This is a genomic window from Isoptericola halotolerans (genome assembly GCF_013149785.1).
Classification (GTDB): Bacteria; Actinomycetota; Actinomycetes; order Actinomycetales; family Cellulomonadaceae; genus Isoptericola; species Isoptericola halotolerans.
Genome location: NZ_JABEZU010000004.1, coordinates 14,840 through 41,406, shown reverse-complemented (window position 1 = coordinate 41,406; position 26,567 = coordinate 14,840). Strand labels below are relative to the sequence as shown.

Sequence of the window (26,567 nt, the reverse complement as noted above, 5' to 3'; positions counted from 1 at the left end):
TCTTCACCATACCCCCAGGGGGTATCTTGTCAACAGCGCTAGCCTGGGTGGTGGACGAGAGAACCGGACGAGAGGGGCCCACGATGGCCGAGGACGACGCCGGCCCCGTGTTCGACGGTGTGAAGATCGGTCGGCCCGCGACGGGCGCGCTGCTGCACGCCGGCTACCGCTCGCTCGACGAGCTTCCCGCCGAGCTCGCCGAGCTGCTGGCCCTGCACGGCGTCGGCCCGAAGGCCGTCCGGTTGCTGACCGAGGCGATCGCCGAGCGCTGACGGGCGGGCGTCACTTCTTCTTCGACTTCTTGCCCTTCTTGCTCTTCTTGGCGGAAGTCTTCGTGCCCGAGCCCTTCGTCGAGTCCTTCTTCTTCGAGCCGGACTTCGAGCCGGCGCCCGCGGACTTCTTGCCCTTCTTCGTCGCCGACCTGCCCGCAGGTTCGTTCTCGCTCGCCGTGGCCCGTGCCGGTGAGACCTTCGTGCTCGCCGACGGCGTCGCGTCGCCCTCGGTCACCCGAGCCTTGAACCCCGCGCCGACGCGGAACCGCGGGACCACGGCGGCGGGCACCTCGACGGCGGCACCCGTGCGCGGGTTGCGCGCGGTCCGGGCCGGTCGTGCCACCCCGGCGAACGTGCCGAACCCGAGCAGGGACACCCGCTCCCCGGCCGCCACGCCGTCGATGATCGAGGCCAGGACGGCGTCGACGTGCCGCCGGGCCTCGGCGGGCGTGCTGCCCGCCCGCTGAGCCACCGCTTCCACGAGCTGCGCCTTGTTCATGTGCACCCACTCCTCGTCGCCGGCGTCCCGGCGTCGTCGCGCGATCCGGTCGTGCTGCCGTGCTGCGGTCAGGACGGCACCGTGCCCGCCATTCAAGCGGTGACGGGCGCTCGCACCCGGCAGGAATCGCCGCCCGGCGGTCAGCCCGCCACCGAGATCCGCAGCGCGGCCACCAGGTCGCGGTAGAGCTCGTCGCTCGCGGTCAGCTCGTCGTGGGTTCCCGAGGCGCGCACCGTGCCGTTCTCCATGACGACGATCTGGTCGGCATCGAGCACCGTGGACAGCCGGTGCGCGACCGTGACCACGGCCCCGTGACGGGCCTGGGCGCGGATCGCGTCGTGGATGGCTGCCTCGGTGAGGCCGTCGACCTGCGAGGTCGCCTCGTCCAGGAGGAGCACGGCGGGGCGGCGCAGCAGGGCGCGGGCCAGGGCGATCCGCTGGCGCTGGCCGCCGGAGACGGCGCTGGAGACCAGCGAGGTGTCGAGCCCGTCGGGGAGCCGGTCGATCTCGCCGTCGAGCCGGACGGCGCGCAGGGCGTCGGCGAGGGCCTCGTCGGAGGCGTCGGGGTGGCTGAACAGCAGGTTCTCGCGGATGGTCCCGGGGACCACGGGTGTCTCCTGCTCCACGTAGGCGAACCGGCCCCGGACGGCGGCGTGGGACAGCTCGGGGTAGGGCGTGCCGTCCAGCAGGATCCGGCCGGACTCGGGCTCGAGGAACCGCAGCAGCAGCGACAGCAGCGTGGACTTCCCCGCCCCGGACGGCCCGACGACCGCCACGTGCCCGTGCCGGGGCACGGCGATGCTGACGTCCCGCACCGCGGGCTCGGCGGTGGGGGAGTAGCGGGCGGTGACGCCCTCGAGGAGCAGCACGGCAGGTGCGGTGGCTCCCACGGCGAGCGCGGGTGACGGCGTCGGCCGCTCGCCCGTCGCGGCCGTCGGGTCCTCCTCCTCGGACTCGACCTCCATGGCCTGGACCTCGCTGATCCGTGCGGCGGCGGCGATGCCGGACTGCAGGTTGGTGAAGGCCTGCGTGAGCTCGCCGATCGGCCCGACGATGTTGAACGCGTAGAGCAGGAACGCCACGAGGCTGGACACGGCGAGCAGGTCCTCGGACACCCGCCAGGCGCCGATGCCGAGGATGGCGATGATGGCGAGCTGGATGCCTCCCCACGAGATGGTCCAGGCGACGGCCTCGGTGCGCACGGCGGTGATGGCGTGGCGTCGGGCGGACCGGGCGTCGTCGAGGATGGCGGCGCTCTGGCGCGCCTCGGCGCGGCTGACCTTGACCGTGCGCACGGCGCGCACGGTGCCCTCCAGGGTGCCGCCGAGGCGGCCGACGGCGTCCTGGGTGCGCTTCTGGGCCGTCCCGATGCCCGGCAGGAGCAGGCCCATCGCGATCCCGACGACGATGATCGCCACGACGGTGGAGCCCAGCAGGACGACGTCGAGCACGGCCATGAGCACGAGGGTGCCGATGAGGCCGATCGCGCCGTTGACCAGGCTCACGAGGCTCGACGAGGTGGCCTCGCGCAGCAGCAGGGTGTCGGAGGTGACCCGGGTGACCAGCTCGCCGGGGGGCCGGGAGGTGATGGCGCCGATGCGGGCGCGGAGGTACCGCCGCACCAGCGACTCTCGCGCGTCGTAGACGACGTCCTCCGCGAGCGTGCCGAGCAGGATCCACTGGACGAGCCCGACGGCGGAGCCCACCAGCAGCAGTGCGAGCAGCCAGAGCACCGGGGCGGCCAGGGACTGCCCCGAGCCGAGGGAGTCGAGCACCCACTTGGTCACCATGGGGGTGGCCAGCCCCATGGCGGTGGCCGCGATGCCGAGCGCCATGCCGAGGACCAGGGTGCGGCGGTGCGGACGGATGAAGCCGAGCAGGATGCGCAGCCGCTCGAAACGAGGAGGGGACGTGGCGGTGGGGGTGTCGGGCATGACCACAGTGGAACATGCATGTTCCACTGTGGTCAATAGTTGATCCTTGACAGTGAAGCCAGGTACCGTGCACGCATGGTCGTCACGCAGGAACCTGCCCACCGCGGCGCGCGGGCCCGCACCCGCGCCGCCATCGTCGACGCCGCGTTCGCCCAGCTCGCGCTCGACCCCTCCGCGACCCTCGGCACGATCGCCGACGCCGCCGGGGTGGGGCGCACGACGCTGCACCGCTACTTCCCCGAGCGTTCCGACCTGCTCGACGCACTGCTGGAGCATGCCGGTCACCGGCTCGAGGAGGCGACGCGGTGCGCGCGGCCGGAGGACGGCACCGCCCGGTCCGCCGTCGTGCGGCTCTCGCAGGAGTACCTGGAGCTCGGGGACCTGCTGACCGTCATCTTCAGCGGGACCATCGACGCCACCTGCATCCCCGACCCGGACGGCCAGGACCCGATCCTGGCCCTCGTCCGGAAGGGGCACGCCGACGGATCCATCGACCCCGAGCTCACCGACGACTGGGTGCTGGGGATCGTGTGGTCCCAGCTCTACAACGCTTGGGAGATCCTGCGCGGCAGGCAGGTCTCCCGGCACGACGTCGTGCGGCAGCTCGTACGCACGATCGACAAGGCGATCGCGGCCTGAGGTCCACCCGGCCCAAGGCCCGCGGGAGCCGGGGCTACCCCGCCGTCGCCGCCGCAGCGGCCCGAGCGCCGGCCGGCAGCGCCTCGAGGATGCGGTGCACCGCGTCGTCGTCGTGGGCGGCCGAGCAGAACCACGCCTCGAAGACGGACGGCGGCAGGTTGACGCCGGCGTCGAGCATCGCGTGGAAGAACGGCCCGTGCCGGAACACGTCCTGCGCCTGCGCGTCGGCGTAGGAGGTCACGCCGTCGCGGGCCGCCGACTCCCCGAAGAACACCGAGAACAGCGACCCGGCACGCTGGATGCGGTGCGGCACCCCCTCGGCGTCGAGCGCCTCGCCCAGCCCGTGCGACACGGCGTCGGCCGCCTCGGCGACCCGCGCGTACACGGCGTCGTCCGCCAGGCGCAGCGTGGTCAGGCCCGCCGCCACCGCCACCGGGTTCCCGGAGAGGGTGCCCGCCTGGTACACCGGGCCGGTCGGTGCGAGCTGGTCCATGATCGCGGCCGGTCCGCCGAGCGCGGCCACCGGCATGCCTCCGCCGACCACCTTGCCGAAGGTGAACAGGTCCGGGGTCCAGACGTCCTCGGCTGCCTGGCCGGCGTTCTCGAAGCCCCAGTACCCGGCCTCGGACACCCGGAACCCGGTGAGGACCTCGTCGAGGACCAGCAGCGCCCCGTGCGCGGCGGTGATCCGGCGCAGCCCGGCGTTGAACCCGTCCGACGGCGGCACCACGCCCATGTTCGCGGGTGCGGCCTCGGTGATGACTGCGGCGATCCGCTCACCGTGGGTCGCGAAGGCCGCCTCGACGGCCTCCAGGTCGTTGTACGGCAGCACGAGCGTCTCCGCGGCGGAGGCCTCGGTCACGCCCGCGGTGCCCGGCATCGCGAGGGTCGCGAGCCCGGAGCCCGCCTCGGCGAGCAGGGCGTCGACGTGCCCGTGGTAGCAGCCGGCGAACTTGACGACCAGAGGTCGGCCGGTGACGCCGCGGGCGAGGCGGATCGCCGTCATCGTCGCCTCGGTGCCGGTGGAGACCAGGCGGACCCGCTCGGCGGCGGGGACGCGCCGGCGGACCTCCTCGGCGAGCTCCACCTCGGCGACGGTCGGTGCGCCGAAGGACAGCCCTCGTGCGGCAGCCTCCTGCACGGCCGCCACGACCTCGGGGTGCGCGTGCCCCAGCAGCGCCGGACCCCACGACCCGACGAGGTCCACGTACTCGCGCCCCGCCACGTCGGTGACGTAGGCGCCGCGCGCGCTCGCCAGGAACCGCGGGTCGCCGCCGACCGAGCCGTAGGCGCGGACCGGCGAGTTGACGCCGCCGGGGATGGCGCGCTGGGCGCGCACGAACGCCTCGTGGTTGTCGACCGGGGGCGTGCTGCTCACCAGTGCCGCCTCGAGGTGCCCGAAGCCTGCCGTGTCCGTCATCGTGGTCCTTCCGTGGGGGTTGCTGCCGCGTGCGGGGAGGGTCGCTCGAGCCACGCGGCGATCTCCTGGGCCCAGTAGGTGAGGATGACGTCGGCGCCGGCGCGCTTGATCGCGAGCACCGACTCCAGCACCGCGGACCTGCGGTCGATCCAGCCGTTCGCGGCCGCCGCCTCGATCATCGCGTACTCGCCGGACACCTGGTACGCGGCCACGGGCACGTCGGACCGGTCCGCGACGCCGCGCAGCACGTCGAGCGAGGACCCGGCGGGCTTGACCATGACCATGTCCGCGCCCTCGGCGATGTCGAGGTCGGCCTCGCGCAGCCCCTCGCGGGCGTTGGCCGCGTCCATCTGGTAGGTCCGCCGGTCGCCCTGCAGGGCTGAGTCGACGGCCTCGCGGAACGGGCCGTAGAAGGCGCTGGCGTACTTCGCGCTGTACGCGAGGATGCTCACCGACTCGAACCCGGCGTCGTCCAGGGCGTCGCGGATCATCGCGACCTGGCCGTCCATCATGCCCGACGGCGCGACCACCTCCGCCCCGGCCCGCGCCTGGGCGACGGCCATGGCGGCGTACCGGTCCAGGGTGAGGTCGTTGTCGACCGTGCCGTCGGACGCGAGCACACCGCAGTGCCCGTGGTCGGTGAACTCGTCCAGGCAGGTGTCGACCATGACGACCGGCCCGGGGCGTCCGCCCGGCCGCTCGGCCTCGACCGCAGCGACGGCCTCGCGGGCGATGCGCGTACCGCGCTGCAGGATCCCCTCGGGGGCCGCGGCCTGGGTGCCCAGGGCGTCCCGCACCGACGGGATGCCGAAGAGCATGACGCCGCCCAGACCGGCGCGCGCGGCCGCGGCGACGGCGTCGTGCAGCGTGGCCTCGGTGTGCTGCACCTGGCCGGGCATGGAGGAGATGGCGACGGGCTCGTCGATGCCCTCCTTGACGAACAGCGGCAGCACGAGGTCGCCGGGGTGCAGCCGGTGCTCGGCCACGAGGCGGCGCATCCGCGGGGTGGTGCGCAGTCGGCGCGGGCGGTACACGATGCCCGAGGTGCTCATGGGCGCTCCTTGAGGACGGTGGTGACGGTGGCCGCGAGCGCGGCGTCGGTGGGTCGGTCGGCGACGGCGGCGACGCTCAGCCCGGCTTCGCGCGCGGCGTCGGCGGAGGGGCGGCCGATGGCGACGACGGGTGACGTGGCGCCGTACTGCGCGGCGATCTCGCGGGCGACGGAGCCCGACGTGACCACGATGACGTCGTAGCGGGCGTGCACGACGTCGGCCGGCAGCTCGGAGCGGACGGTGCGGTAGGCGGTCACGACGTCGGGGGTCCAGCCGAGCGCGGTGAGGCCGTCGCGCAGGGTCGGGCGGGCGAGGTCGCCGAGCGGGAGGAGGACGGTCGTCGTGTCGGTCGAGGGTGCGGACGCCTCCGCGACGTCCTGCCGGCTCGGTGCCGGCGGGAAAGCAGCGACGATGCCGTCGGCCGTGGCGTCGTCGGGGACCAGTGCCGGCTCGATGCCGATGGAGTGCAGGGCGCGGACGGTCGCGGGGCCGACGGCGGCCCACCGGACGGGTGCGTCGGCGAGAGTCGTGGGGCGCCCGGCGCCGACGAGCGCGTCGACGGCGTTGACGCTGGTGATGACGGCCCACGCGTAGCGGCCGGCGTCCAGCCCTGCGACGGCGGCCGCGAGCGCACCGGCGTCCTCCGCGGGCGCCCGCTCGATGACGGGGGCGACCGTCACCGCGACGCCGGCGGCGCGCAGCCGCTCCGCCAGCCCGGCGGCGCGGGCGGGGGAGCGCGGCAGCAGGACGGTGCTCCCGGTCAGGTCGGTCACGCGCCCTCCGGGTCGTCCGTCCCCGTCGGGACGCGGACGGGCTCGGGCGGGGCGGGCTCGGCCGGGGACAGGGGTGCGAGGCGGGCGGCGCCGTCGGCGAGCAGCCGCTCGGCGACCCGCACACCCAGGGCGTACGCGTCGTCGTCGGCGGCGAGGGCCGTGGTCGGGGCGACCTCGACGCGCGCGGTGTGCTTGAGCTGCTCGGTGCCGTCGATCGACGCCACGGCGGCGGACAGCACGAGCGCGCTGTCGTCGAGGCGGGCGTGGGCGCCGATCGGGGCGGCGCACCCGGCCTCGAGGCGCGCGAGCACGGCACGCTCGGCGGTGACGGCGAGCCGGGTGGGACGGTGGTCCAGGGCGGCGAACGCCTCGACCAGCGCCCCGGCGGCCAGGTCGGTGCTGCGGGCCTCGACCGCGAGCGCACCCTGGCCGGGCGCGGGGGCGACGACCTGAGGGTCGAGCACCTCGCTGACGACCTCGGTGCGGCCCAGGCGCCTCAGCCCGGCGAAGGCGAGCACGACGGCGTCGAGGTCGGCGTCCGGGCCGAGCGCGCGTGCGAGCCGGGTCTCCACGTTGCCGCGGATGTCCACGACGTCGAGGTCGGGTCGGGTGGCGCGCAGCTGGGCGGCCCGGCGGGGCGAGCCGGTCCCGACGCGGCCCCCGCGAGGTAGGGTCTCGAGGGTGAGCCCGTCGCGGGCGCACAGCGCGTCGCGGGGGTCCTCGCGCTCCGGGGTGACGTACGTCAGGCCGGGAGCCGGCGTCGTCGGCAGGTCCTTGAGCGAGTGCACCGCGACGTCGCAGCGGTCGCCGGCGAGGGCGTCGCGCAGCGCGGTGACGAACACGCCGGTGCCGCCCAGGGACGCCAGCGAGCCCGTCTTCACGTCGCCCTCGGTCTTGATGCGGACGAGCTCGACCGGCCGCTCGAGGAGCTCCTCGAGCCGGCGCGCGACCAGGCCGGACTGGGTGGTCGCCAGGGCGCTGCCGCGGGTGCCGAGGCGCAACGGTGCGGTTCCGGGGGTGCTCACCGTCCCAGTGTCTCGCGAAGACCAGGGGGCGGGACAACCCGCAGGGTGCCCGGAGCATGAGAGGTCTCTCACGCTGCTGCCACGGCGCCCTCATGGAGCGTCCGGAGAGTGAGGGGCACGGAGCCGCACCGCGCACCCTGCGCTCGCGGCACTCTCACCGGGAGAACCTGTGATGACGAAGAGGATCGTGGGAACGCTGGCGGCCGTGTGCCTGGCGCTGGCAGGTGTGGGGGCGGGCGCGACGGCGGCGCACGCCGACGACGACGACCGCGTGAGCTGCACGGGGCACGCCTCGAAGAACGCCCAGTACCGGGTCACGCTCGCCGAGCGCGACGACGACCGGGTGCGGACCGCGATGTCGGTCGACGCCAAGAAGCCCGGCCAGCGCTGGACGGTGACGGTGTACCGCAACGGCGACAAGGCGTTCCGGACCACCCAGCGCGCGAACGGCCAGGGCAACATCTCGGTCGCCCGCACCGTGCGCGGCGACGACGACGACCGCTTCCGGTTCGTGGCCGTCTCCAGCAGCGGGCAGCGCGCCGCCCGCACGATCGAGCTCGAGGACCTCGAGTGCCGCAGCGGCAAGGGGTCGAAGGGCAGCCGCTACGGCTACTCGGTCCAGGAGTCGGGCGACGACCGGGTGACGGCTCAGCTCCGGGTCAACGGCCCGAAGAAGAACGCCCGCTGGACGGCGACGTTCTACCGCGACGGCAAGAAGGTCGCCACGACGAGCAAGCGGGCGAACGGCAACGGCAACGTGACGCTCGGCCGGACGTTCGGTGCCGACGACGACCGGGTCAAGGTGGTGGCCACGTCCTCCACGGGTGAGCGGATCACGCGGACGATCGACCTCGACGACTGAGTGCCCACCGCGAAGTAGTACCTCCGGCGTCGGAGAAGTACCCGCGGGGTACTTCCGCAGCGCCGGAGGTACTACTTCGCGGCAGGGGACGGCGGGAAGGGGGTCACAGCCCGTTGACCGCCGCCTGGGCGTGGGCCACGATCGCGGCCAGCCCGGTACCGGCCACCCAGCCGCCCGTCACGGCGAGGCCCGGGATCTGTCCGACGGCGGCGCTCAGCGCGGTGACGTCCGCACGGTAGGCGGGGGTCGGCGGGGGCAGGGCCCCGTCCCAGCGCTGCCGCAGGTGGTCCTGCACGCGGTCCGCGACGGGCACGCCCAGCAGTGCCGACGCGTCCCGGGCGGCCTCGGCGACGTCCGGCGGCCGGGTCTCCTCACCGATCCGCCCGTACGAGAGCCGCACCACGTGCATCCCCTCGCCTGCGGCGGCCCGCACACGCGCGGCCAGCCACGGCCACTTGGCCGTGGAGTGCGTGAGCGCCTTGGCGCGGACCTGCTCGGTGCCGGCGGTCGCGCCCGGGGCCACGAGCACCCCCGAGCCGCGCGGGGCCTCGTCCAGCGCGGGGGCGTCCAGCAGCAGCGTCACGAGCCACACGTCCGCGCCCGGCTCGGGCGCGGGGACGACGCCGGTCCACGGCTCCAGCAGCGGCCCGACGCCGGGAGCGGTCACCACGAGGCGCGGCGCGGTGACCGTGTGCAGCGACCCTCGGCCCCCGGCGACCCCCGCCGCGGTGGCCCGGGAGCGCACGAGCCAGCCGCCGTCGTCGGACCGCTCGATGCCCACGACCTCCTGGCCGAGCCGCAGCGCGGTGTGGATGGGCCCGGTGGCGTCAGTGACGGGGGAGTCGGTCCAGAACTCGGCGCTCGCCGCGATCTGCCCGGCCAGGGCCTCGACGACGGCGTGCATCCCGCCGTCGATCCCGCGCACCGCGGAACCGGCCGGGGCGGCCGCGCGCAGCGCACCGACCGCCCGGGTGAGCGAGCCCTCGACGGCGAACCGGTCGCGCAGGCCGGGTGCCACGGCCGCGACGTCGAGCCGGTCCAGGGGGGCGGAGTGCACCCCGGTGGCGACGGGCGCGACGAGCCTCTCGGTGGTGCGCACCCCGAGCCGGGCACGGGCCAGCGAGCCGAGGTCCTCCGCCCCGGACCCGACGAACCGTGGCAGCACGCGGTCGAGGGAGGCCCGCAGCGCGCCCGCCCAGCCCACGGCCCGGCGCACGTCTGCCGCCCAGGGCACGGCGGGGATACCGAGCACGCCGGCCTTCGGCAGCGGGAACGCGCTCCCGGCGGCGTAGCCCCAGGCGGACAGCGGCGCGGGTGCGACGACGTCGAGCCCGAGCTCGTCGGCCAGCTCGCCGACGGCGGTGCCGCGGGCGGCGAAGGACTCGGCGCCCAGGTCGATCGGGACGCGGGGCACGGACTCGAACGCCCCGCCGCGCACGGGGCCGCCGAGCCGCGTGGAGGACTCCAGGACCACGGTGCGCAGGCCGCGCTCGATGAGCGTGCGGGCGGCGACCAGACCACCGATCCCGCCGCCGACCACGACGGCGTCGACCTGCTGGCTCACAGCGAGTGGACGAGCTCGACGACGCGCGTGAGCACGGCCGGGTCGGTGGTGGGCGGCACCCCGTGGCCGAGGTTCACCACGTGCCCCGGGGCCGCCCGGCCGCGCTCGACGACGTCGCGCACGTGGGCCTCCAGCACCTCCCACGGAGCGGCGAGCAACGCCGGGTCGATGTTGCCCTGGACGGGCACGTCGCCGCCCAGGACCTCCACCGCCTCGTCCAGCGGCGTGCGGTAGTCGACCCCCACCGTGGCGTGCGCCAGCCCGGCCTCGCGCAGCACGTCACGCATGGCGGGGAGCAGGTGGCCGGTCCCGGTGCCGAAGTGGATGCCCGGCATCGGCAGGTCCGCGACGTGCCGCAGCGCGCGGGTCGACGACGGCGCCACGTGCGCGAGGTAGTCGGCGAGGGACAGCGACCCGGCCCAGGAGTCGAACAGCTGGACGGCGCTCGCACCGGCCAGGACCTGGGTGCGCAGGAACCGCCCGGTCAGGTCCGCGGTCCACTCGGTGAGGCGGCGCCACGTCTCGGGCTCGGCGTGCATGAGGGTGCGTGCGGCGAGGTGGTCGCGCGAGGGGCGGCCCTCGACGAGGTAGGCCGCGAGGGTGAACGGTGCCCCGCCGAACCCGATGAGCGGTGTCGAGTCGGTCCCGTCGGACAGCCCCTCGACGGTGAGCCCGACGGCCTCGGCGATCGGTGCGAGGGCGTCGTCGTCGAGGTCGCGCTCCACGAGCCGCGCGACGTCGTCGGCCGTCCGGTACGGCTGGTCCATCACCGGTCCCACGCCCGAGACGATCTCGACGCCCACCCCGGCCACCTTGAGCGGCACGACGATGTCGCTGAAGAAGATCGCGGCGTCGACGCCGTGACGACGCACGGGCTGCAGGGTGATCTCGGCGGCCAGGTCCGGGCGCAGGCACGACTCGAGCATCCCGACACCCTGTCGCACCTCGCGGTACTCGGGCAGCGACCGGCCCGCCTGACGCATGAACCACACAGGGGTCCGTGCGGGCCGGGCACCTCGGAGTGCGCTGACCAGCGCGGACGTGGTCGTGCGTCCGTCGGCCAGGGGGTGGTGGGCGGGCAGGTTGCTGACGTTCACCGTGGGGGATGTCACGGTCAACGATTCTGCCCCGAGGGGGTGCAGATCATAAAGTGGGGGGCACTGTGGTTCTCCTCTCTCTCACCGCCTCCCACCACGAGCTGGACCTCGACGCCCTCGAACGGCTGTCCACCGGCTCGATGTCCGTGGGTCGCACGGTCGTGGGTACCTGCCGACCCGTGCAGGGCACCGTGGTGATCTCGACCTGCAACCGCTTCGAGCTCTACCTCGACGTCGACGCGCCGCTCGACGGCGACACCGTGCGTCACGCGACACGGCACGTCGCCGAGCTCGTCGCCGCGTCCTCGGGCGTGACCGCCGACGTCGCCGCCGACTCCTTCACGGTCCGCACCGGGACCGAGGTGGCCGAGCACCTGTTCGCCGTGGCCGCGGGCCTGGACTCGATGGTGGTGGGCGAGCGGGAGATCGCCGGCCAGGTGAAGCGGGCGCTCGCGGAGTCGCGGGCGGACGGCACCACGTCCAAGACGCTCGAGCTGCTGTTCCAGACGGCGTCGCGCACCTCCAAGCAGGTCGGGCGCTCCACGACGCTGGGTGCCGCCGGGCGGTCGCTGGTGTCGGTCGGCCTCGACCTGGCGGGGGAGTCGCTGCGGCCCTACCCCGTCGCCCGCGCCGTGATCATCGGTACGGGGGCGTACGCGGGGGCGTCGGTCGCGGCGCTGCGGGCCCGGGGTTGCGACGACGTGCGCGTCTACTCGCAGTCCGGACGGGCGGCCGACTTCGCGGCGTCGCACGCGATCGGTGCCGTCGGGCAGGACCAGGAGTCGCTGGTCGAGGCCCTCGGGGACGCGGACCTGGTGGTCTCGTGCTCCGGTGCGCGAGGGCGCCGGCCGGGCGCTGCGGCCGACACCGTGCCGGGAGCCGAGGCGTCGCTGGCCTACGTCCTCGACGCCGCGTCGGTGGCCCGTGCCCGCGACCGTGCGGCAGCCCGGGCCGGGGACGAGCCGGAGTCGGACGCCCTGGTGATCCTGGACCTGGCGCTGCACCGGGACGTCGACCCGTCGGTGGCGGACGTCGAGGGTGTCCTGCTGTACGACCTCGCCTCGCTGACCACGCACGCCCCGGCGACCGAGCGCGCCGTCGTCGACCAGGCGCGCGCGATGGTGCAGGGGGCGGCGTCGCGGTTCGAGGAGACACGCCTCGGGCGGGCCGCGGACGCGGCGGTGATCGCGTTGCTCGACGAGGCGGAGCGCGAGGTGGCCGTCCGGGTCGACGACGCGCTCGCCCGGCTGGCCGGTGAGCTGGTGCCGCACGGGCAGGTGCCGACCGACACCGACCGGGACGAGGTCGCCCGGTCGGTGCGTCGCCGGGTGCACGCCGCCCTGCACGACCGCATCGTCGCGGTCCGGGCGACGGCGTTGGCCGAGGCTCGGGCGGCGGAGGCCGCGGTCGTCGCCGGGGCCGAGCGCTCGTTGCGCGCGGTCCGTGTCGCCGACTGAAGAAAGGCATGTCGGCCTATATCGGGCCGTTCTGCGCTTTCGTGGATAGCGTGGGCGTCGGGGGTCGTACCTGCGGCCCCGGGTTGTTCTCAGCGGCCGCGAAAGGTTGTGCACGATGGACAGTTTCTGGAGCTATGTCTGGTTCCTCCTGTGGATCTTCCTGTTCATGGCGTACCTCATCGTCCTGTTCCAGATCCTCACGGATCTCTTCCGTGACCGGCACCTCAACGGATGGTGGAAGGCGCTGTGGGTGGTGGCACTGATCTTCGTCCCGATGATCACGGCCCTCGTCTACCTCATCGCGCGCGGACGCGGGATGGCCGAGCGCAACCTCGCCGCCGCCCAGGACGCCAAGGCAGCGACCGACGACTACATCAAGACCGTCGCCGGCTCGCCGGCCGAGCACATCGCCTCGGCCAAGAAGCTGCTCGACGACGGCACGATCACGCCGGAGGAGTTCGAGGCGCTGAAGGCCAAGGCACTCGCCTGACCTTCCGCGTCGAACAGGAGTCTGGTCCCGCAAAGGAGCGTCATTGCGGGACCAGACTCCTGTTCGGCGTCCGGGGCTCTAGGGTGACGCCATGCGACTCGGCGTGATCGACATCGGCTCCAACACCGTCCATCTGCTCGTCATGGACGCCCGGGCCGGTGCGCGGCCGGTGCCGCAGGCCAGCCACAAGACGACGGTGCGGCTCATGCGCTACGTCGAGCCGGACGGCTCGATCTCCAGGACCGGCGTCAAGGAGCTGCGACGTGCCGTCGAGGCGGCTGCCGCGGCGGGCCGTGAGCACGGCATCGAGCAGACGATGGCGCTGGCGACGTCCGCCCTGCGGGAGGCGACCAACGGTGCCGAGGTGCTCGCGGACCTGGAGGAGCGTGCCGGCGTGCCCATCGAGGTGCTCGCCGGCGACGAGGAGGCCCGGCTGACGTTCCTGGCCGCCCGCCGCTGGTACGGCTGGGGTGCCGGGAGGCTGCTGCTGCTCGACATCGGTGGTGGGTCCCTCGAGATCGCGACCGGGGTCGACGAGACCCCCGACGTCGCGCTCTCGGTCCCGCTCGGCGCGGGCCGGATGACGCGGCGCTTCCTGCTCGACGCCGACCCGCCGAAGCCCGGTGACGTCGAGAAGCTCCGCAAGCACGCACGGTCGGTGCTCCGCGACGCCGTCGGCCCGGTCGCGGGCGCCCCGGCCCCCGACCACGCGGTGGCGACGTCGAAGACGTTCCGCTCGCTCGCCCGCCTGGCCGGGATGCCGCGCCAGGTGATGGGCACCGGGGAGCGGTGGAGGATGCGGCACGACCACCTGGCCGACTGGGAGCCGCGCCTCGCCCGGCTGTCCTCGGTGGACCGCACGGTGCTGCCCGGCATCGGCCCCGGACGGGCGCTGCAGATCGTGGCGGGCGCCGTCGTCGCCCAGGAGGCGATGGCCGCGCTGGGCGTCGCCGAGGTCGAGGTCTGCCCGTGGGCGCTGCGCGAGGGCGCGATCCTGCAGCGCCTCGACCACCTCTGAGTCGCCGGCCCCTCGGTCACCAGAGAGGCGGGTCGGTGCCCCAGGGGCGGGCGGGTGCCGGGTAGTCGTCGACCGGGAGCGCCGGGCGGGCGTACCGCACCCGCCCGTGGGTCACGGTGGCGTCCGACGGCGGGGGCTCGGCCGGCGGGTGGTCCGGGGTGCGACCGGGGGCGTCGAGGAGCCAGGTGGCCGTCCGGGCGAGGCAGACTGCCACGTCCCGGCCGGCCCCGTCGTGCGACCGCGCGGTCAGGGCGTCGACGACCCCGGCGGCGAGCAGGTACCCCGTGGCATGGTCGAGCGCCTGCGCGGGCAGGGCGCCCGGGGTGACGCCGTCGGCGGACTCGATCAGCGCGATGCCGCCGGCCGCCTGCACGATCGAGTCGAACCCGCGCCGGTCCGCCCACGGGCCGCTGGTGCCCCAGGCGGAGACGCGCGCGTGCACCGTGCCGGGCGGCACCTGCAGACCGTGGGACTCGATCGCACCCGGCCGGTAGCCGGTGACCAGGACGTCCGCGGCGTCGAGCAGATCCTGGGCGCGTGCGTGGTCGTCGCGCCGGCGCAGGTCGAGCAGGGTCGAGCGCTTGCCCTGCCCGGTGTCGAGGTGCTGGGCACCGATCTCGGCCGGCTCCGGCGGGTCGACGCGCAGCACGTCGGCGCCGAGCAGCGCCAGCGTGCGGGTGCCGACCGGCCCGGCGATCACCCGCGTCAGGTCCAGCACCCGCGCGCCGGCCAGGGGCGGGGTCCCCGAGGCGGCCCGGCCGTCCGGTCGTGGCGCCGTGGTCACCAGGGGGCCGACGGCGGCGGCCCGGCCGGGCGCGCTCGCCCGCCACTCGCTCTCCGGGCGCACCCGCACGGCGATCGCCCCGCCGTCGGCCGCCGCATCCTCGACCTGCTGTGCCGGGAGCTCGGCGAGGCGTGCCGCGAGGTCGTCCCGCGTGCCGTCGTCGGGGAGCCCGAGCAGCCGCAGCAGCCGACGGCGGTGGTGCGGGTAGTTGGCATGGGTGCGGACCCAGCCGTCGGAGGTGGGGAAGAACCCGGAGTGCGGGGCGAACCCGGCCCAGGGCTCGCCGTCGACCCGCAGGAGACGGTCCGAGGCGAAGGACGCCGCGACCCGTGCCGGGTCGAGCGGGGCGTCCACGAGCGGCCCCACGACCCCGGCGCGACGGGCGGCGGACCGCAGCTCCTCGAGGGAGGTCGGCGACGGGGAGCGTCGCGGCGAGCCGGTTCATGGACCGACGGTATGCCATGCGGATTTCACCCGTCCGGACCGGTCCGGCGGGAGCATCCTGGGGGGAGGCGGAGCCCTCACCGTACGGGCCTCCGGCCCCCGGGTCCGCCCTGGCACGTGGAGGTGCCTCATGATCAGCACGCGGCGCGGGCTCGCGAGCTTCTCGGTCGACGACCTGGACGCGGCCCGGAGATTCTACGAGGACGTGCTGGGGGCGCGGGTGACGGTCGGCGAGCAGTTCCTGGTCCTGCACCTCGACGGTGGGAGCGCGTTCTTCGTCTACCCGAAGGAGGACCACGTCCCTGCGACGTTCACGATCTTCCACCTGGCGGTGGACGACGTCGACGCGGCGGTGGACGAGCTGGAGGCGAAGGGCGTGGAGATGCTCCGGTACGACAGCTTCGACCACGACGAACGAGGGATCGTCCGAGGATTCATGATGGGCGGGGACGGTGCCTGGTTCGCCGACCCGGCCGGCAACGTGATCGGGCTGATGGACGGCGAGGAGGCCCGGCGCTTCGACGAGATCATCACCTGACGCGCTCGGCCGTTAGGATCGGGCGCATGGCCAAGACCGCTGAGTTCGTGCTGCGTCCGTTCGAAGGTCTCCCGGGGGAGGCCGACTGGGTCTCGATGCGGGAGATCGTGCCCTCGGCGACCGCTCCGGCGCGCACCGTTGACACGCACGGTGGCCGCGACGTCGTCGTCGCCACCGTCCTGCCGGGCGGCTGGTCCGCGCTGCACCGCGAGGACGGCACCGTGCTGCTCGCCGTCCAGGGCGTGCTCAGCGCCGACGACGTGAGCCGGTCGCTGGCGGCGGCGCTGCTCGCGGCGATCGAGGCCGAGCCCGGCACCGGCATCCTGCCGGAGCAGCTCGACGTCACCTCCGACACCCCGCGCCTGCAGGACGTGCTGGACGTCTCGGTGCCGTTCGAGGTCACGGTCCACGAGGGGTACGACTACTGGATCGACTCGTCGGCGGAGATGACCGCCGAGATCAAGGAGGGCCTCGAGGAGGCCGCCGAGCAGACGATCCCCACGGTCAAGGTCGAGGGCGTCGAGTCCGCCTACTGGTGCCGGATGAGCCGTGAGTTCCTGCGGTGGGCCCGCACGGAGGACGAGGACCGTGTGGTGGACGCCATCGCCCGGTTGCACGCGAAGCGCGAGTCCGGTCTCGCCGGCGGGAAGTTCCTGGGGATGTTCCGGGCGTGCGGGCTCGTCGTGCCCGTCTGGGAGCTGCCGCGGGGCACCGAGGCGGCGGAGCTGACCGAGCCCGTCCAGGACCTGTCGCGGCGGTTCGAGGCGGCGCTGTCCGTCGACGAGCCGCTGGACGCCAACGAGCGTCGGGCGCGGGCCGGGATTGTCTCCCGCCAGGTCACTCTGCGCTGACCCCCACAGAAAATTCACCCGGCCATCGCCGACCTGCCCCGTGGATGCACAGAAAGTCGCCTACCGGGGGAGTACGATTCTGAGGGAAGTTCTTTGCACTTCCGATCCCGGCGGGTCACGCCGTGGATCACATCGACGATCGTGGCTGTGACGGCCGCACAGGCAGGGAGCTGTGAACGCGGAGCACGGGGCAACACGGACCGGCCGTGAGACGACACCCGGGGACGGACCGGTGAACGCGGGGGCCCGACGCCCGAGGATGCCGGTGGCCAAGACCCCGCGCCCGCCCACCGCCCGCGGTGGGCGCAGCGTGCAGCGGGTCGCCGTCGTCATCCCGGCGAAGGACGAGGCAGAGCGGATCGCGGCCACCGTGCGGTCGGCGCGCGCCATCCCGCACGTCGACCTCGTGCTCGTGGTGGACGACGGCTCCGAGGACGACACCCAGCACGTCGCGCGCGACGCCGGCGCCGTCGTCGTACGGCACTCCCACAACCGGGGCAAGGCCGCCGCCATGGAGACGGGCGCCGCCGTCGCCGCGATGCGCGACGCCGACGGCCGACCGCAGCGGCTGCTGCTCTTCATCGACGGCGACCTCGGTGACACCGCCGTGAACACCGCGCCGCTGGTCGGCCCGGTCCGCGAGGGCGTCGCCGACCTGGCCATCGCGTTGCTGCCCGCTCAGAAGGGCGCCGGCGGTCGGGGCATCGTGGTCGGCGCTGCACGCCGTGCGATCCAGCGGCTCACGGGCTGGAGCCCGACGCAGCCGCTGTCCGGCATGCGCTGCCTGACGCGGGAGGCGTTCGAGGCCGCCACACCGCTCGCGCACGGCTTCGGTGTGGAGACCGGCATGACGATCGACCTGCTGCGCGCGGGGTACGTCGCCGTCGAGGTCCCGTGCGACCTGCGCCACCGCCCGTCGTCGAACGACCTCGCGGGTCAGCTGCACCGCGCCGGGCAGTACCGCGACGTCATGGCCGCGGTGGGCACCCGCCAGGTGCGACGGGTCGTCGACAAGATCGGCCGACGCGGCGCCCGCACCTGACCACGCTGCGGGCCCGCCTCACCGTCGGTCGACCGGCTCGGCGTCGTCGGTCCGCAGCGTGATCAGCCCCACCAGGGGCACGGCGGCGAACAGCATGAGGGACACCACCCGGATGCCGTAGTCGTTGGCGACGGCGCCACCGACCCCGGCGATCAGCAGGGCGATGAGCACGGGTCGCAGCAGCGGCCACGCAGCCTCGGAGCGCACCAGCCAGCGTGGCCGCCACCGGTGCGGGCCCCACAGGGCCAGGACGAGCAGCAGCAGGACGGCGAGCGCCAACCAGGCGTCGAACCCGCCGGACAGCGACCGCCAGGCGTACCCGGCCTTGCGCCAGATCGTCTCGAGCGCCGTGCCGTCCACGGCGGACTGCACGAACGCCCCGAGGTGGGTCCGTTCGGCGACGGGTCGCAGCCAGTCCAGGTAGCCGATCACCGCGACCAGCAGCACACCGGCGCCACCGGCGACGGCGAGCCGTGACCACGTGATCCGGGCGCCGACGACGGCGAGCACCACCACGACCATGACGGGGAGCAGCACGAGCCCGCCGCCGACGTCGGCCCCGAGCGAGGGCAGGATGCTCACCGCCAGCGCCACCAGGCCGATGACGGACGCCACCACGCCCCCGGCGACCCGGCCGAGACGGCGGGCCAGCACGGCCCCGATCCCGGCCGCGCAGAACACCGCGGCGACGGCGTACACGGAGTAGGTGGGGTTGCCGAAGCCGTAGAACCTGCCGCCGAGGGTCGGCGCGGCGCCGAGCGGGCTCCCGCGGTGGAGCGGGGTGCCCAGGACGGCGTCCAGCGTCAGGACGGCGAACGTGATGGTCGCCAGCACGGTGGGCCCTGCCCAGACCGGCCGGCGAGGGGCGAGCGCCGCCACGAGGCAGACCAGGGCGGTGCTGACGCCGAGGGAGAGCCAGAGCGCCAGGGCAGGGCTGTCGCCCCGCCACCAGCCCCAGGTGCTCATGAGGAAGGTGGCGGCCGGCAGGGAGGCGCACGCCAGCAGCAGCACGTCCAGCGCGCGGGACCAGACCCGTGCCGGACGGGGGGAGCGGCGTCGCAGGCGGGGCAGCCACAGCACGACCAGGGCGAGCGCGGCCAGGGACACCAGGACGGGGATCCCCGTGATGGAGCCCGTGACCACGCGCAGCGCGTGGTCACGGGTGGTGAGCGAGTCGAGCTCGCGTGCGGTGGCGGTGACCGTGGTGGGGCGCTCGTCGGCGAGCGTGAGGGGCGCGCCGGAGAAGTCGGTCGGCCGCGGCAGGTCGTACGCCTCGACCAGGGTGACCGGCAGGTCCAGCAGCCGCACCACGCCCAGCCACCGGGTGGAGGACGTCGTGAGGTAGGCGGGTGACGTGTCCGTGTCGGTCCGCACGACACCGACCCCGAGCGCGGGTCGCACCGGTGCGGGGTTGCCGACGTCGAGCACCATGACGGTGGCGTCCTCCGGCACGACGGAGAGCACCCGGCGAACCGTGGTGTCGACGGCGCGCAGCGCGTCGGCGCGCGCCTCCGCGTCGGTCGTGGCGTCGTCGGGCACCGGCCGGGCCGTGCTGCCCTCGCCGGTGGGGTGGTAGGGCGCGGACCCGGCGTCGACCATGGTCACGGCGCAGGAGAACGCGTCGCCGGGCTCGGCGAGCGCCGCCTCGAGCGTGCGGTAGCGGTCCACGTCGCCGCCCGTCCCGGCGAGGGCGAGGGCGGCGCCGGGGCCGACGGCGGTGGAGCACACGTCGCCCTCGGCCAGCGCGTCCCCCAGGACCCCCAGCCGGGGCTGGAACTCGGAGGCCGACTGCAGCGTCGTCAGCCCTTCCCAGCCCTCGACCTGCGCGGAGCCCTGCGTGGCCGCGGTTCCCGACCCGGTCGCCGCGGTGACGTCCCACGGGGCGCAGGTCCACACGCCGTCGACGAACTCCCCCGTGACGGGACTGCGGCCGGACCCCAGGCCGAGCCAGCCGGCGGCGTGGCAGTCCGCCGAGGGTCCGGTGACGGCGGCCGTGACGCCGGTGGCGCTCGCCCCGTCGCGCAGCATGCCCCACAGCGTCGGGGTGGCGGCGGGGGCCACGTCGGCCCAGCGCAGCCCCTCGGTGCCGATGATGACGACGGGTTCGTCGTCGAGGACCTCGGTACCGGTCGCGGCGACGTCGCCGGCGCTCGCCAGGCCGCGGGCGGGCAGGGCCGCGGCGCCGAGCAGCAGGGCCACGAGCAGCCCGGCACAGACCCCGACGGCGACCGCGGGCGTGCGGGCGAGCAGCGGGCCGGAGGTCCGCCGGCCCGAGGGTGCCGTGGTGCCGTCGGCGCTCTCGGTGGGGCTCGTGCCGCCGGCGGAGCTGTCGGTGTGCTCGAGCGGACCGACGACGAGGAACGGCGTCGCGACGAGCAGCACGTAGACCGCGACGACGATCCCGGAGTCGTTCATCACCGTGCCGACGACGGCGACGGTCACGAGGGACACGACCGTCTTGCGCAGCAGCGGGTCGGCCCGGTAGGCCGCGGCGACGCCGTGCAGGCGGGCGCGGGCGGGGTCGAGCACCGCCCAGGCGGTGCCGGCGCAGACCACCACGGCGAACGCGCCGGCCGGGTTCGCGACCGTCGCCCACGCGCCGGCAGCCTTGCCGACGACCACGGCGAACGCGCCGCCGTCGAGCACCGACTGCACGAAGCCGCCCAGGTGCGTGGCGGGGCCGGGCATCGCCCAGTCGACCACCGCGACCACGGCCACGACGGCGACCGTCCCGATCGCCACGGCGAGCACCCGCCGCCAGGTCAGCCGCCATCCGGCCACGCCGGCGACGAGCACCGCGAACGCCGGGACGAGGGCGAGGATCCCGCCGAGGTCGGCGCCGAAGGGCGGCAGCCCGTCGATGGCGGTCGTCGCCAGCCCGACGGCGGCGGCCACCGCGACGCGGGTGCGTCGGCGTGCCCCGGCGTCGCGGAGCAGCGCCGCGAGCCCGGCGGCGAGCACCAGCCCGGCCACGGAGTACACGGCGAACACGGAGTTGGAGAACCCGTAGAACCGGGCTCCCAGCGAGGGGGCCGGGCCGAGCAGGGAGCCCTGCTGCAGGGTGGTCCCGGTGAGACCGTCGAGGGTCAGCACGCACCAGGTGACCGCGGCGAGGGCGGTCGGCAGGCGCCACGGACCGGGTGGCACGACGAGTCGCAGGGCCCACGCGACCAGCGCGGCCGTGAGCGCGATGGCGCTGAGGGCGGCGGCGAGCAGGGTGACCGGCGTGGCGCCCACCCACCAGCGCGTGAGGGTGGCGAGGGTGGCGGCGACGGGCAGGCTGGAGGCGACGAGCAGCACGCCGAGCGCCAGGCGGCGTCCCGTGGTGCCCGGCGCGCCCGGACCGTCGGGACCGGTGCTCCGGGTGCGGCGACGTGCGAGGAGCAGCCCGGCGACGACCAGGACGTCGGCGAGCGCCAGGACCCCGACCAGCACGGGGGTCATCAGGGGCAGCACCTCGGTGAGCACACCGAGGTACTGACGGTTCTCCACGGTGCGGCTCACGGACAGGCGGCGGTCGTCGCCGCGTTCCAGGGCGGAGCCGGTGAACGCCGACGCCTCGTGCTCGGCCGGCTCGTCGGTGGCGTCGTCGGTCGGTTCGTCCGGCTCCGGCGGGCGGGTGGCGCTGGAGGTGATCGCGTCGGCGACGGTGGCGGCGAGGTCGGCGCTGACGACGACGCCGGGCCAGCGTGCGGAGGTGGAGCTCAACCAGGTGGCGGCGCCGCCGGGAGCGGTCCAGTCCACCACGACCTGCAGGTCGGCCGGGCCGTTCGGGGTGTCGGAGATCCCGGCGACGACGAGCCGCCCGCCGTCGGGCAGCAGCGTGCTCAGCGAGCCGACGGTCTCGTCGAGGGTGCTGACGGCCTCCGTCCGGTCGACGGCGGCGTCGGGGAGCTCGCCCAGGTCGACGACGCCGACCGGGCAGTCGGCGACGTCCGTGGCGGTGAGGTCCGCGGCCCGGGACACGTAGCGTGGGACGTCGCCCGAGGCGTCGGCGAGCGCCACCGCGGCGCCCGGCCCCGCTGCCGTGGTGCACACGCCGGCCGCGGCGGCGAGGTCCCCCAGCGCGCCGGCCTCTGCGGTCGGGCCGGTCGTCTCGTCGTCGACGAGGCCGGACCACCCGGGCACGGTGACGGGCACGGGCTCGGCCGTGGCGGGCAGCAGCGGCATGTCCGCACAGCCGACGACGACGGCGTCCCCGGACAGGTCGCCGTCCGCGTCGTCGGTCAGGGCGTCCTCGTCGGTCGCGGCGGAGACCCTGCTGCCGGCGGACAGGGACAGCCAGGCGTCGAGCGGGCAGGTGGGCGTCAGGGTGCGGACCGACACGGAGGCGACCGAGGCGCCGTCGACGAGCCGCCACAGGTTCGGGGTGCGGGCGGCGTCGACGTCCGACCACTGCAGGCCGGCCACGCCGGCGAGGACCAGCGGTGTCTGCGTCGGGGACTCGGTCTCGTCCGCCTGGGCGGCCGTGGGGGTCAGGCTCAGCAGCAGGGCAGCCAGCAGGGCGGCGACGACGGAGGCTTGACGGACGAGGAGACGCACCCCGCCAGCCTATGCGGGCGCGCGCACCACCAGCGCCCCGGGCTCCACCCAGGACTCGAGGCTCGACGCCTTGCCGAGCACGTCGCCGTCGACCTGTGCCTGCTCGCCGCCGTCGACGTCGATCCGCACGCGGACGGCGCGCACGTGGTCGATCCGGCCGATCTTGATCTTCGCCTCGTTCTGCACGCCCATGCCCTGGGCGACGACCTCGCCGAAGAGCTGCGCCCAGCCGGCGAGCCCGCCACGGGTGTCGATCGCGGCGACGTCGAGGATGCCGTCGTCCATGACGGCGTCCGGCAGCAGGGTGATGCCACCGGGCAGCCGTCCGCAGTTGCCGACCAGGAACGTGCGCAGCCGGGCTGTGACGGGTGTCTCGTCGTCGAGGGCGATCTGTGCCTTCATGCGGCGGCCGTGCAGGTGCCGGGCCCCGGCGAGGAAGTAGGCGACCCAGCCCATGCGGGCCTTGAGCTGGTCGTCGGTGTCGGCGACCATCGCGGCGTCGAAGCCGAGGCCCGCGATGACGAGGAACAGGTGGGCAGGCCCCGGGGCGTCGTCGTCCCGGGATGCACCGCGGGGCAGGGCGGGGTCGGCGGCGGCGTCGTCCGGGGTGCCGTCGCCGGGGACGGGGGTGATCCGGGCGCGGCCGACGTCGATGCGTCGGTCGCGCCCGCCGATCACCACGGCCATCGCCTCGCCGACGTCGGCCAGGGGGATGTCGAGGTTGCGGGCCAGCAGGTTCCCGGTGCCGGCGGGGATGATGCCCATCGGGGTGTCGGTGCCGGCCAGCGCCTCGGCGACGGCGCGGACGGTGCCGTCCCCGCCGGCCGCGACGACGATGTCGGCTCCCTCGGACACGGCAGCGCGCGCCTGGCCCGTGCCGGGGTCGTCGACGGTGGTCTCGTAGAAGCGGGGCTCCGGCAGCGCCGCCTCCGTGCAGACGCGCCGGGCGACGTCCACGATGCGGTCGGTGTTCTCCTTCGAGGGGTTGACCACGACGGCGATCCGTGGCCCGGTCGGGGACGTGGCGGCCCGTCGGCCCGCCGCAGGGGTGGCGGCGGTCCGACGGCGGTTGCGCCGGACGGCGACCAGCGCCACGACGAGCGCGACGACACCGACGACCAGCGCGGCGATTCCGACTGTGAGCTCCCAGGGCATGAGGGCAACATAAGGGGAACGGGGGCGTGGTGCGCGAGGTGGGGCGCGACGCGCCGAGGCGGCCCGGAGCGCCGCGGGGCTGCGCGACGTCGACCGTTAGGCTGGCGCCGTGATCGACATCCGCTTCCTGCGTGACCACTCCGACGTCGTCCGCGCGAGCCAGCAGGCCCGTGGTGCGGACCCGACCCTGGTCGACGCCGCGCTGGCCGCGGACGCCCGACGCCGCAGCTCCCTGGTGGCCTTCGAGTCGCTGCGCGCCGAGCAGAAGTCCCTGGGCAAGCAGGTCGCGCAGGCGTCCGGCGAGGAGAAGACGGCCCTGCTGACACGCACCAAGGAGCTGTCGGCGCAGGTCAAGGAGCACCAGGCGACGGCGAACGACGCCGAGGCGGAGCTCGACGCGCTGCTCTTCCGCATCCCCAACGTGGTCGAGGGCGCTCCCGCGGGCGGCGAGGAGGACTTCGTCACGCTGCGCACGGTCGGCACCCCGCGCGACTTCGCCGCCGAGGGGTTCGCCCCGCGCGACCACCTCGACCTCGGCGAGGGTCTGCGCGCCATCGACACGATGCGGGGCGCCAAGGTGTCGGGCTCGCGGTTCTACTTCCTCACCGGTGTCGGCGCACGCCTGGAGCTCGCCATCCTGCAGGCCGCGATGGACAAGGCGCTGGCGGAGGGGTTCACCCCGATGATCACGCCGACGCTCGTCACCCCGGAGACGATGCGAGGCACCGGGTTCCTCGGCGAGCACGCCGACGAGATCTACCGCCTGGAGCGCGACGACCTCTACCTCGTGGGCACGAGCGAGGTGGCGCTCGCGGGCTACCACGGCGACGAGATCCTCGACCTGTCCGACGGGCCGAAGCGCTACGCGGGCTGGAGCGCCTGCTACCGTCGCGAGGCAGGCTCGCACGGCAAGGACGTGCGGGGCATCATCCGCGTCCACCAGTTCCACAAGGTGGAGATGTTCAGCTACTGCTCGGTGGACGACGCCGCGGCCGAGCACGAGCGGCTCCTCGCGTGGGAGGAGGCCATGATGGCGGCGGTCGAGCTGCCCTACCGGGTCATCGACACCGCGGCGGGCGACCTGGGCACGAGCGCGGCGCGCAAGTTCGACTGCGAGGCGTGGCTGCCGAGCCAGGAGCGCTACCTCGAGCTGACCTCGACGTCGAACTGCACGACGTTCCAGGCCCGGCGGATGAACGTCCGCGAGCGTACCGACAGCGGGACGCGCACGGTGGCGACGCTCAACGGGACGCTGGGCACCACCCGGTGGATCGTGGCGATCCTGGAGAACCACCAGCAGCCCGACGGTTCGGTCCGGGTGCCGGAGGGTCTGCGTCCGTACCTGGGCGGGCTCGAGGTCTTCGAGCCGGTGCGCTGAGGTGGCGGCCCCGACGATGGACCGGATGCTGGTCGCGCTCGACATCGACGGCACGCTGCTGTCCTACGACGGCGACATGACGGACGCGGTCCACGACGCCGTGACGGCGGTCCGCGACACCGGCCACGAGGTGGTGCTCGCCTCGGGGCGGTCGCTCATCGCGATGCTGCCGGTGGCCGCGCACCTGGGGATCACGACGGGGTGGATGGTCTGCTCCAACGGCGCGGTGACCGTCCGGCTCGACCCGTCCCTGCCGCACGGCTGGGTCGCGGAGGACGTCGTGACGTTCGACCCGGAGCCGGTGCTGAGCCTGCTGCGGCACGAGCTGCCCGACGCCCGCTACGCCGTCGAGGACCTCGGCGTCGGCTTCCGCATGACCGAGCACTTCCCGGAGGGCGAGCTGGAGGGCGTGCACGTCGTCGTGCCGCTCGAGGAGCTGTGGGCCAGCGAGGTCACGCGTGTGATCGTGCGCAGCCCGGAGTCCACCTCCGAGCGGTTCCACGAGCTCGTGGAGCACCTGGGGCTCGACGACGTCACGTACGCGGTGGGGTGGAGCGCCTGGATGGACCTCGCGCCGTTGGGGGTCTCCAAGGCGACGGCGCTGGAGCAGGTCCGACGGCGCACGCACGTCCAGCCGCACCGGACGGTCGCGGTGGGGGACGGGCGCAACGACGTGGAGATGCTGCGCTGGGCGGCGCGCGGCGTGGCGATGGGCCACGCCGACGACGTGGTCCGCGGCGCTGCCGACGAGGTCACCGGCACCATCGAGGACGACGGCGCCGCCCAGCTGCTGAAGTCGCTGCTGTAGGCGTCAGTCGCGGGCGGTGAAGACGATCGGGCCGTCCTCGGTGATGGCGATGGTGTGCTCGCTGTGCGCGCCGCGGGACCCGTCGGCCGAGCGCAGGGTCCAGCCGTCGTCGTCGGTGTAGATCTCGTCGGTGGTCTCGAGGAACCACGGCTCGATGGCGATGACCAGGCCGGGGCGCAGGGGGAAGCCGCGGCCGGCCCGCCCGTCGTTGGGCACGTGCGGGTCGCCGTGCATGGTGCGGCCCACGCCGTGCCCGCCGAAGTCCGTGTTGATGGCGTAGCCGGCCTCGCGGGCGACGGCGGCGATGGCCGCGGAGATGTCGCCGACCTTCTTGCCGGGCTGCGCGGCCTCGATGCCGGCGGCGAGCGCGACCTCGGTGGTGCGGATGAGCTTCGCGTCGGCCTCGGCGCGCTCGGGGGAGGGCGACTCGCCCACGACGAACGACAGGGCGGAGTCGGACACCCACCCCTCCACGGCGACCGCGAAGTCGAGGGTGAGCAGGTCACCGTCGGCGAGCGCGTAGTCGTGCGGGAGACCATGGAGCACCGCGTCGTTGACGGAGGTGCAGATGACCTTCCCGAACGGGCTGGCGCCGAACGAGGGGTGGTAGTCGATGTAGCAGGACTCGGCGCCACGCTCCTTGATCCGGCGGTGCGCCAGCTCGTCGAGCTCGAGCAGGTTGACCCCGGGCTTCGCGGCCTCGCGGACGGCCTGCAGCGTCTCGGCGACGAAGCGACCCGCGGGCCGCATCTCCTCGATCTCCCGCGGGGTCCTCAGCTCGATCATGGGTGGTCCTTCCGGTCTGGTCCGACGGTGCTTGTCCGCCGCCAAGGGTGCCACGTCCGGCGCAGTCCTCGTCGTTCGGGGGACGCGGCCGGATCGTCACCGCATCGTAACCGCGCGCGACCGCTGTCTCAGTTGCG

At 74.7% G+C, this 26,567-nt stretch carries 23 protein-coding genes; 11 read left to right on the top strand and 12 right to left on the bottom strand.

All coding sequences use genetic code 11. From position 1 onward, the window contains the following. The first annotated feature begins 83 nt into the window (after positions 1-83). A complete protein-coding gene (locus HDG69_RS14915; RefSeq protein ID WP_171784638.1) occupies positions 84-272 on the top strand; it encodes a helix-hairpin-helix domain-containing protein in 189 nt (62 codons plus the stop codon). Between the two features lie 10 nt (positions 273-282). On the opposite strand, the gene HDG69_RS19430 is transcribed toward HDG69_RS14915, so the two are convergent. Further along, positions 283-867 carry an HU family DNA-binding protein gene (locus tag HDG69_RS19430; RefSeq protein ID WP_171784637.1) on the bottom strand — a complete coding sequence of 195 codons (585 nt, stop codon included), beginning with the start codon at positions 865-867 and terminating at the stop codon, positions 283-285. Positions 868-911: 44 nt separating this feature from the next. Further along, positions 912-2,705 carry an ABC transporter ATP-binding protein gene (locus tag HDG69_RS14905; protein WP_171784636.1) on the bottom strand — a complete coding sequence of 598 codons (1,794 nt, stop codon included), beginning with the start codon at positions 2,703-2,705 and terminating at the stop codon, positions 912-914. 75 nt (positions 2,706-2,780) lie between these two features. Here HDG69_RS14905 and HDG69_RS14900 point away from each other — a divergent pair, with 75 nt between their 5' ends. Continuing rightward, positions 2,781-3,344 carry a TetR/AcrR family transcriptional regulator gene (locus HDG69_RS14900; RefSeq protein WP_171784635.1) on the top strand — a complete coding sequence of 188 codons (564 nt, stop codon included), beginning with the start codon at positions 2,781-2,783 and terminating at the stop codon, positions 3,342-3,344. 34 nt (positions 3,345-3,378) lie between these two features. Here HDG69_RS14900 and hemL read toward each other — a convergent pair whose 3' ends face one another. From hemL to hemC, 4 genes are read right to left on the bottom strand one after another with little or no spacing between them, the layout of a single operon-like run. Beyond that, positions 3,379-4,764 (bottom strand): glutamate-1-semialdehyde 2,1-aminomutase, encoded by a 1,386-nt coding sequence (gene hemL / locus HDG69_RS14895; RefSeq protein WP_171784634.1) that lies wholly within the window; start codon positions 4,762-4,764, stop codon positions 3,379-3,381. Next, positions 4,761-5,816 carry a porphobilinogen synthase gene (hemB, locus tag HDG69_RS14890; RefSeq protein ID WP_171784633.1) on the bottom strand — a complete coding sequence of 352 codons (1,056 nt, stop codon included), beginning with the start codon at positions 5,814-5,816 and terminating at the stop codon, positions 4,761-4,763. Before hemB ends, hemL begins: the two co-directional genes overlap by 4 nt. After that, positions 5,813-6,589: a uroporphyrinogen-III synthase gene (locus tag HDG69_RS14885; RefSeq protein ID WP_171784632.1), complete on the bottom strand. Its 777-nt coding sequence runs from the start codon at positions 6,587-6,589 to the stop codon at positions 5,813-5,815. Before HDG69_RS14885 ends, hemB begins: the two co-directional genes overlap by 4 nt. Continuing rightward, positions 6,586-7,614 (bottom strand): hydroxymethylbilane synthase, encoded by a 1,029-nt coding sequence (gene hemC / locus HDG69_RS14880; protein ID WP_171784631.1) that lies wholly within the window; start codon positions 7,612-7,614, stop codon positions 6,586-6,588. Before hemC ends, HDG69_RS14885 begins: the two co-directional genes overlap by 4 nt. 172 nt (positions 7,615-7,786) lie before the next feature. Here hemC and HDG69_RS14875 point away from each other — a divergent pair, with 172 nt between their 5' ends. Next, entirely contained in the window at positions 7,787-8,476 is a 690-nt protein-coding gene (locus HDG69_RS14875) for a hypothetical protein (RefSeq protein ID WP_171784630.1), read from the top strand. Positions 8,477-8,579: 103 nt separating this feature from the next. Here HDG69_RS14875 and HDG69_RS14870 read toward each other — a convergent pair whose 3' ends face one another. Both HDG69_RS14870 and hemE read right to left on the bottom strand, forming a co-directional pair. After that, positions 8,580-10,040, bottom strand: coding sequence for an FAD-dependent oxidoreductase (locus HDG69_RS14870; protein WP_171784629.1), 1,461 nt, complete (start codon positions 10,038-10,040; stop codon positions 8,580-8,582). Continuing rightward, the gene (gene hemE, locus HDG69_RS14865) at positions 10,037-11,152 is read right to left on the bottom strand and encodes a uroporphyrinogen decarboxylase (protein ID WP_171784628.1); all 1,116 of its coding nucleotides are present in this window, start codon (positions 11,150-11,152) and stop codon (positions 10,037-10,039) included. Before hemE ends, HDG69_RS14870 begins: the two co-directional genes overlap by 4 nt. Positions 11,153-11,202: 50 nt before the next feature. On the opposite strand from hemE, the gene HDG69_RS14860 reads away from it, so the two are divergent. From HDG69_RS14860 to HDG69_RS14850, 3 genes are all read left to right on the top strand, one after another. Next, positions 11,203-12,594 carry a glutamyl-tRNA reductase gene (locus HDG69_RS14860; RefSeq protein WP_171784627.1) on the top strand — a complete coding sequence of 464 codons (1,392 nt, stop codon included), beginning with the start codon at positions 11,203-11,205 and terminating at the stop codon, positions 12,592-12,594. A gap of 115 nt (positions 12,595-12,709) precedes the next feature. Continuing rightward, entirely contained in the window at positions 12,710-13,084 is a 375-nt protein-coding gene (locus tag HDG69_RS14855; RefSeq protein WP_171784626.1) for an SHOCT domain-containing protein, read from the top strand. 91 nt (positions 13,085-13,175) lie between these two features. After that, complete coding sequence (locus HDG69_RS14850; RefSeq protein WP_171784625.1) at positions 13,176-14,102, top strand: Ppx/GppA phosphatase family protein; 927 nt, start codon at positions 13,176-13,178, stop codon at positions 14,100-14,102. A 16-nt stretch (positions 14,103-14,118) separates the two neighbouring features. Here the strand turns inward: HDG69_RS14850 and HDG69_RS14845 are convergent, their stop codons facing one another. Beyond that, positions 14,119-15,240, bottom strand: a complete 1,122-nt coding sequence (locus HDG69_RS14845; protein ID WP_343036458.1) for a CoA transferase — start codon at positions 15,238-15,240, stop codon at positions 14,119-14,121. Positions 15,241-15,460: 220 nt separating this feature from the next. Here HDG69_RS14845 and HDG69_RS14840 point away from each other — a divergent pair, with 220 nt between their 5' ends. From HDG69_RS14840 to HDG69_RS14830, 3 genes are all read left to right on the top strand, one after another. Then, positions 15,461-15,868: a VOC family protein gene (locus HDG69_RS14840; RefSeq protein WP_171784624.1), complete on the top strand. Its 408-nt coding sequence runs from the start codon at positions 15,461-15,463 to the stop codon at positions 15,866-15,868. A 26-nt stretch (positions 15,869-15,894) separates the two neighbouring features. After that, complete coding sequence (locus HDG69_RS14835) at positions 15,895-16,719, top strand: DUF5926 family protein (protein WP_171784623.1); 825 nt, start codon at positions 15,895-15,897, stop codon at positions 16,717-16,719. A gap of 259 nt (positions 16,720-16,978) precedes the next feature. Next, complete coding sequence (locus tag HDG69_RS14830; RefSeq protein WP_171784975.1) at positions 16,979-17,761, top strand: glycosyltransferase family 2 protein; 783 nt, start codon at positions 16,979-16,981, stop codon at positions 17,759-17,761. Positions 17,762-17,779: 18 nt separating this feature from the next. Here HDG69_RS14830 and HDG69_RS14825 read toward each other — a convergent pair whose 3' ends face one another. Beyond that, positions 17,780-22,303 (bottom strand): hypothetical protein, encoded by a 4,524-nt coding sequence (locus HDG69_RS14825; RefSeq protein WP_171784622.1) that lies wholly within the window; start codon positions 22,301-22,303, stop codon positions 17,780-17,782. A 9-nt stretch (positions 22,304-22,312) separates the two neighbouring features. Beyond that, positions 22,313-23,458: a diacylglycerol/lipid kinase family protein gene (locus HDG69_RS14820; RefSeq protein ID WP_171784621.1), complete on the bottom strand. Its 1,146-nt coding sequence runs from the start codon at positions 23,456-23,458 to the stop codon at positions 22,313-22,315. 109 nt (positions 23,459-23,567) lie between these two features. Here HDG69_RS14820 and serS point away from each other — a divergent pair, with 109 nt between their 5' ends. Together serS and HDG69_RS14810 are read left to right on the top strand one after the other, a co-directional pair. After that, positions 23,568-24,836 (top strand): serine--tRNA ligase, encoded by a 1,269-nt coding sequence (gene serS, locus HDG69_RS14815; protein WP_171784620.1) that lies wholly within the window; start codon positions 23,568-23,570, stop codon positions 24,834-24,836. Positions 24,837-24,852: 16 nt separating this feature from the next. Next, positions 24,853-25,644, top strand: a complete 792-nt coding sequence (locus HDG69_RS14810) for an HAD family hydrolase (RefSeq protein ID WP_171784974.1) — start codon at positions 24,853-24,855, stop codon at positions 25,642-25,644. Positions 25,645-25,647: 3 nt separating this feature from the next. Here the strand turns inward: HDG69_RS14810 and map are convergent, their stop codons facing one another. Further along, a complete protein-coding gene (gene map / locus HDG69_RS14805; RefSeq protein WP_171784619.1) occupies positions 25,648-26,430 on the bottom strand; it encodes a type I methionyl aminopeptidase in 783 nt (260 codons plus the stop codon). Between the last annotated feature and the right edge of the window lie 137 nt (positions 26,431-26,567).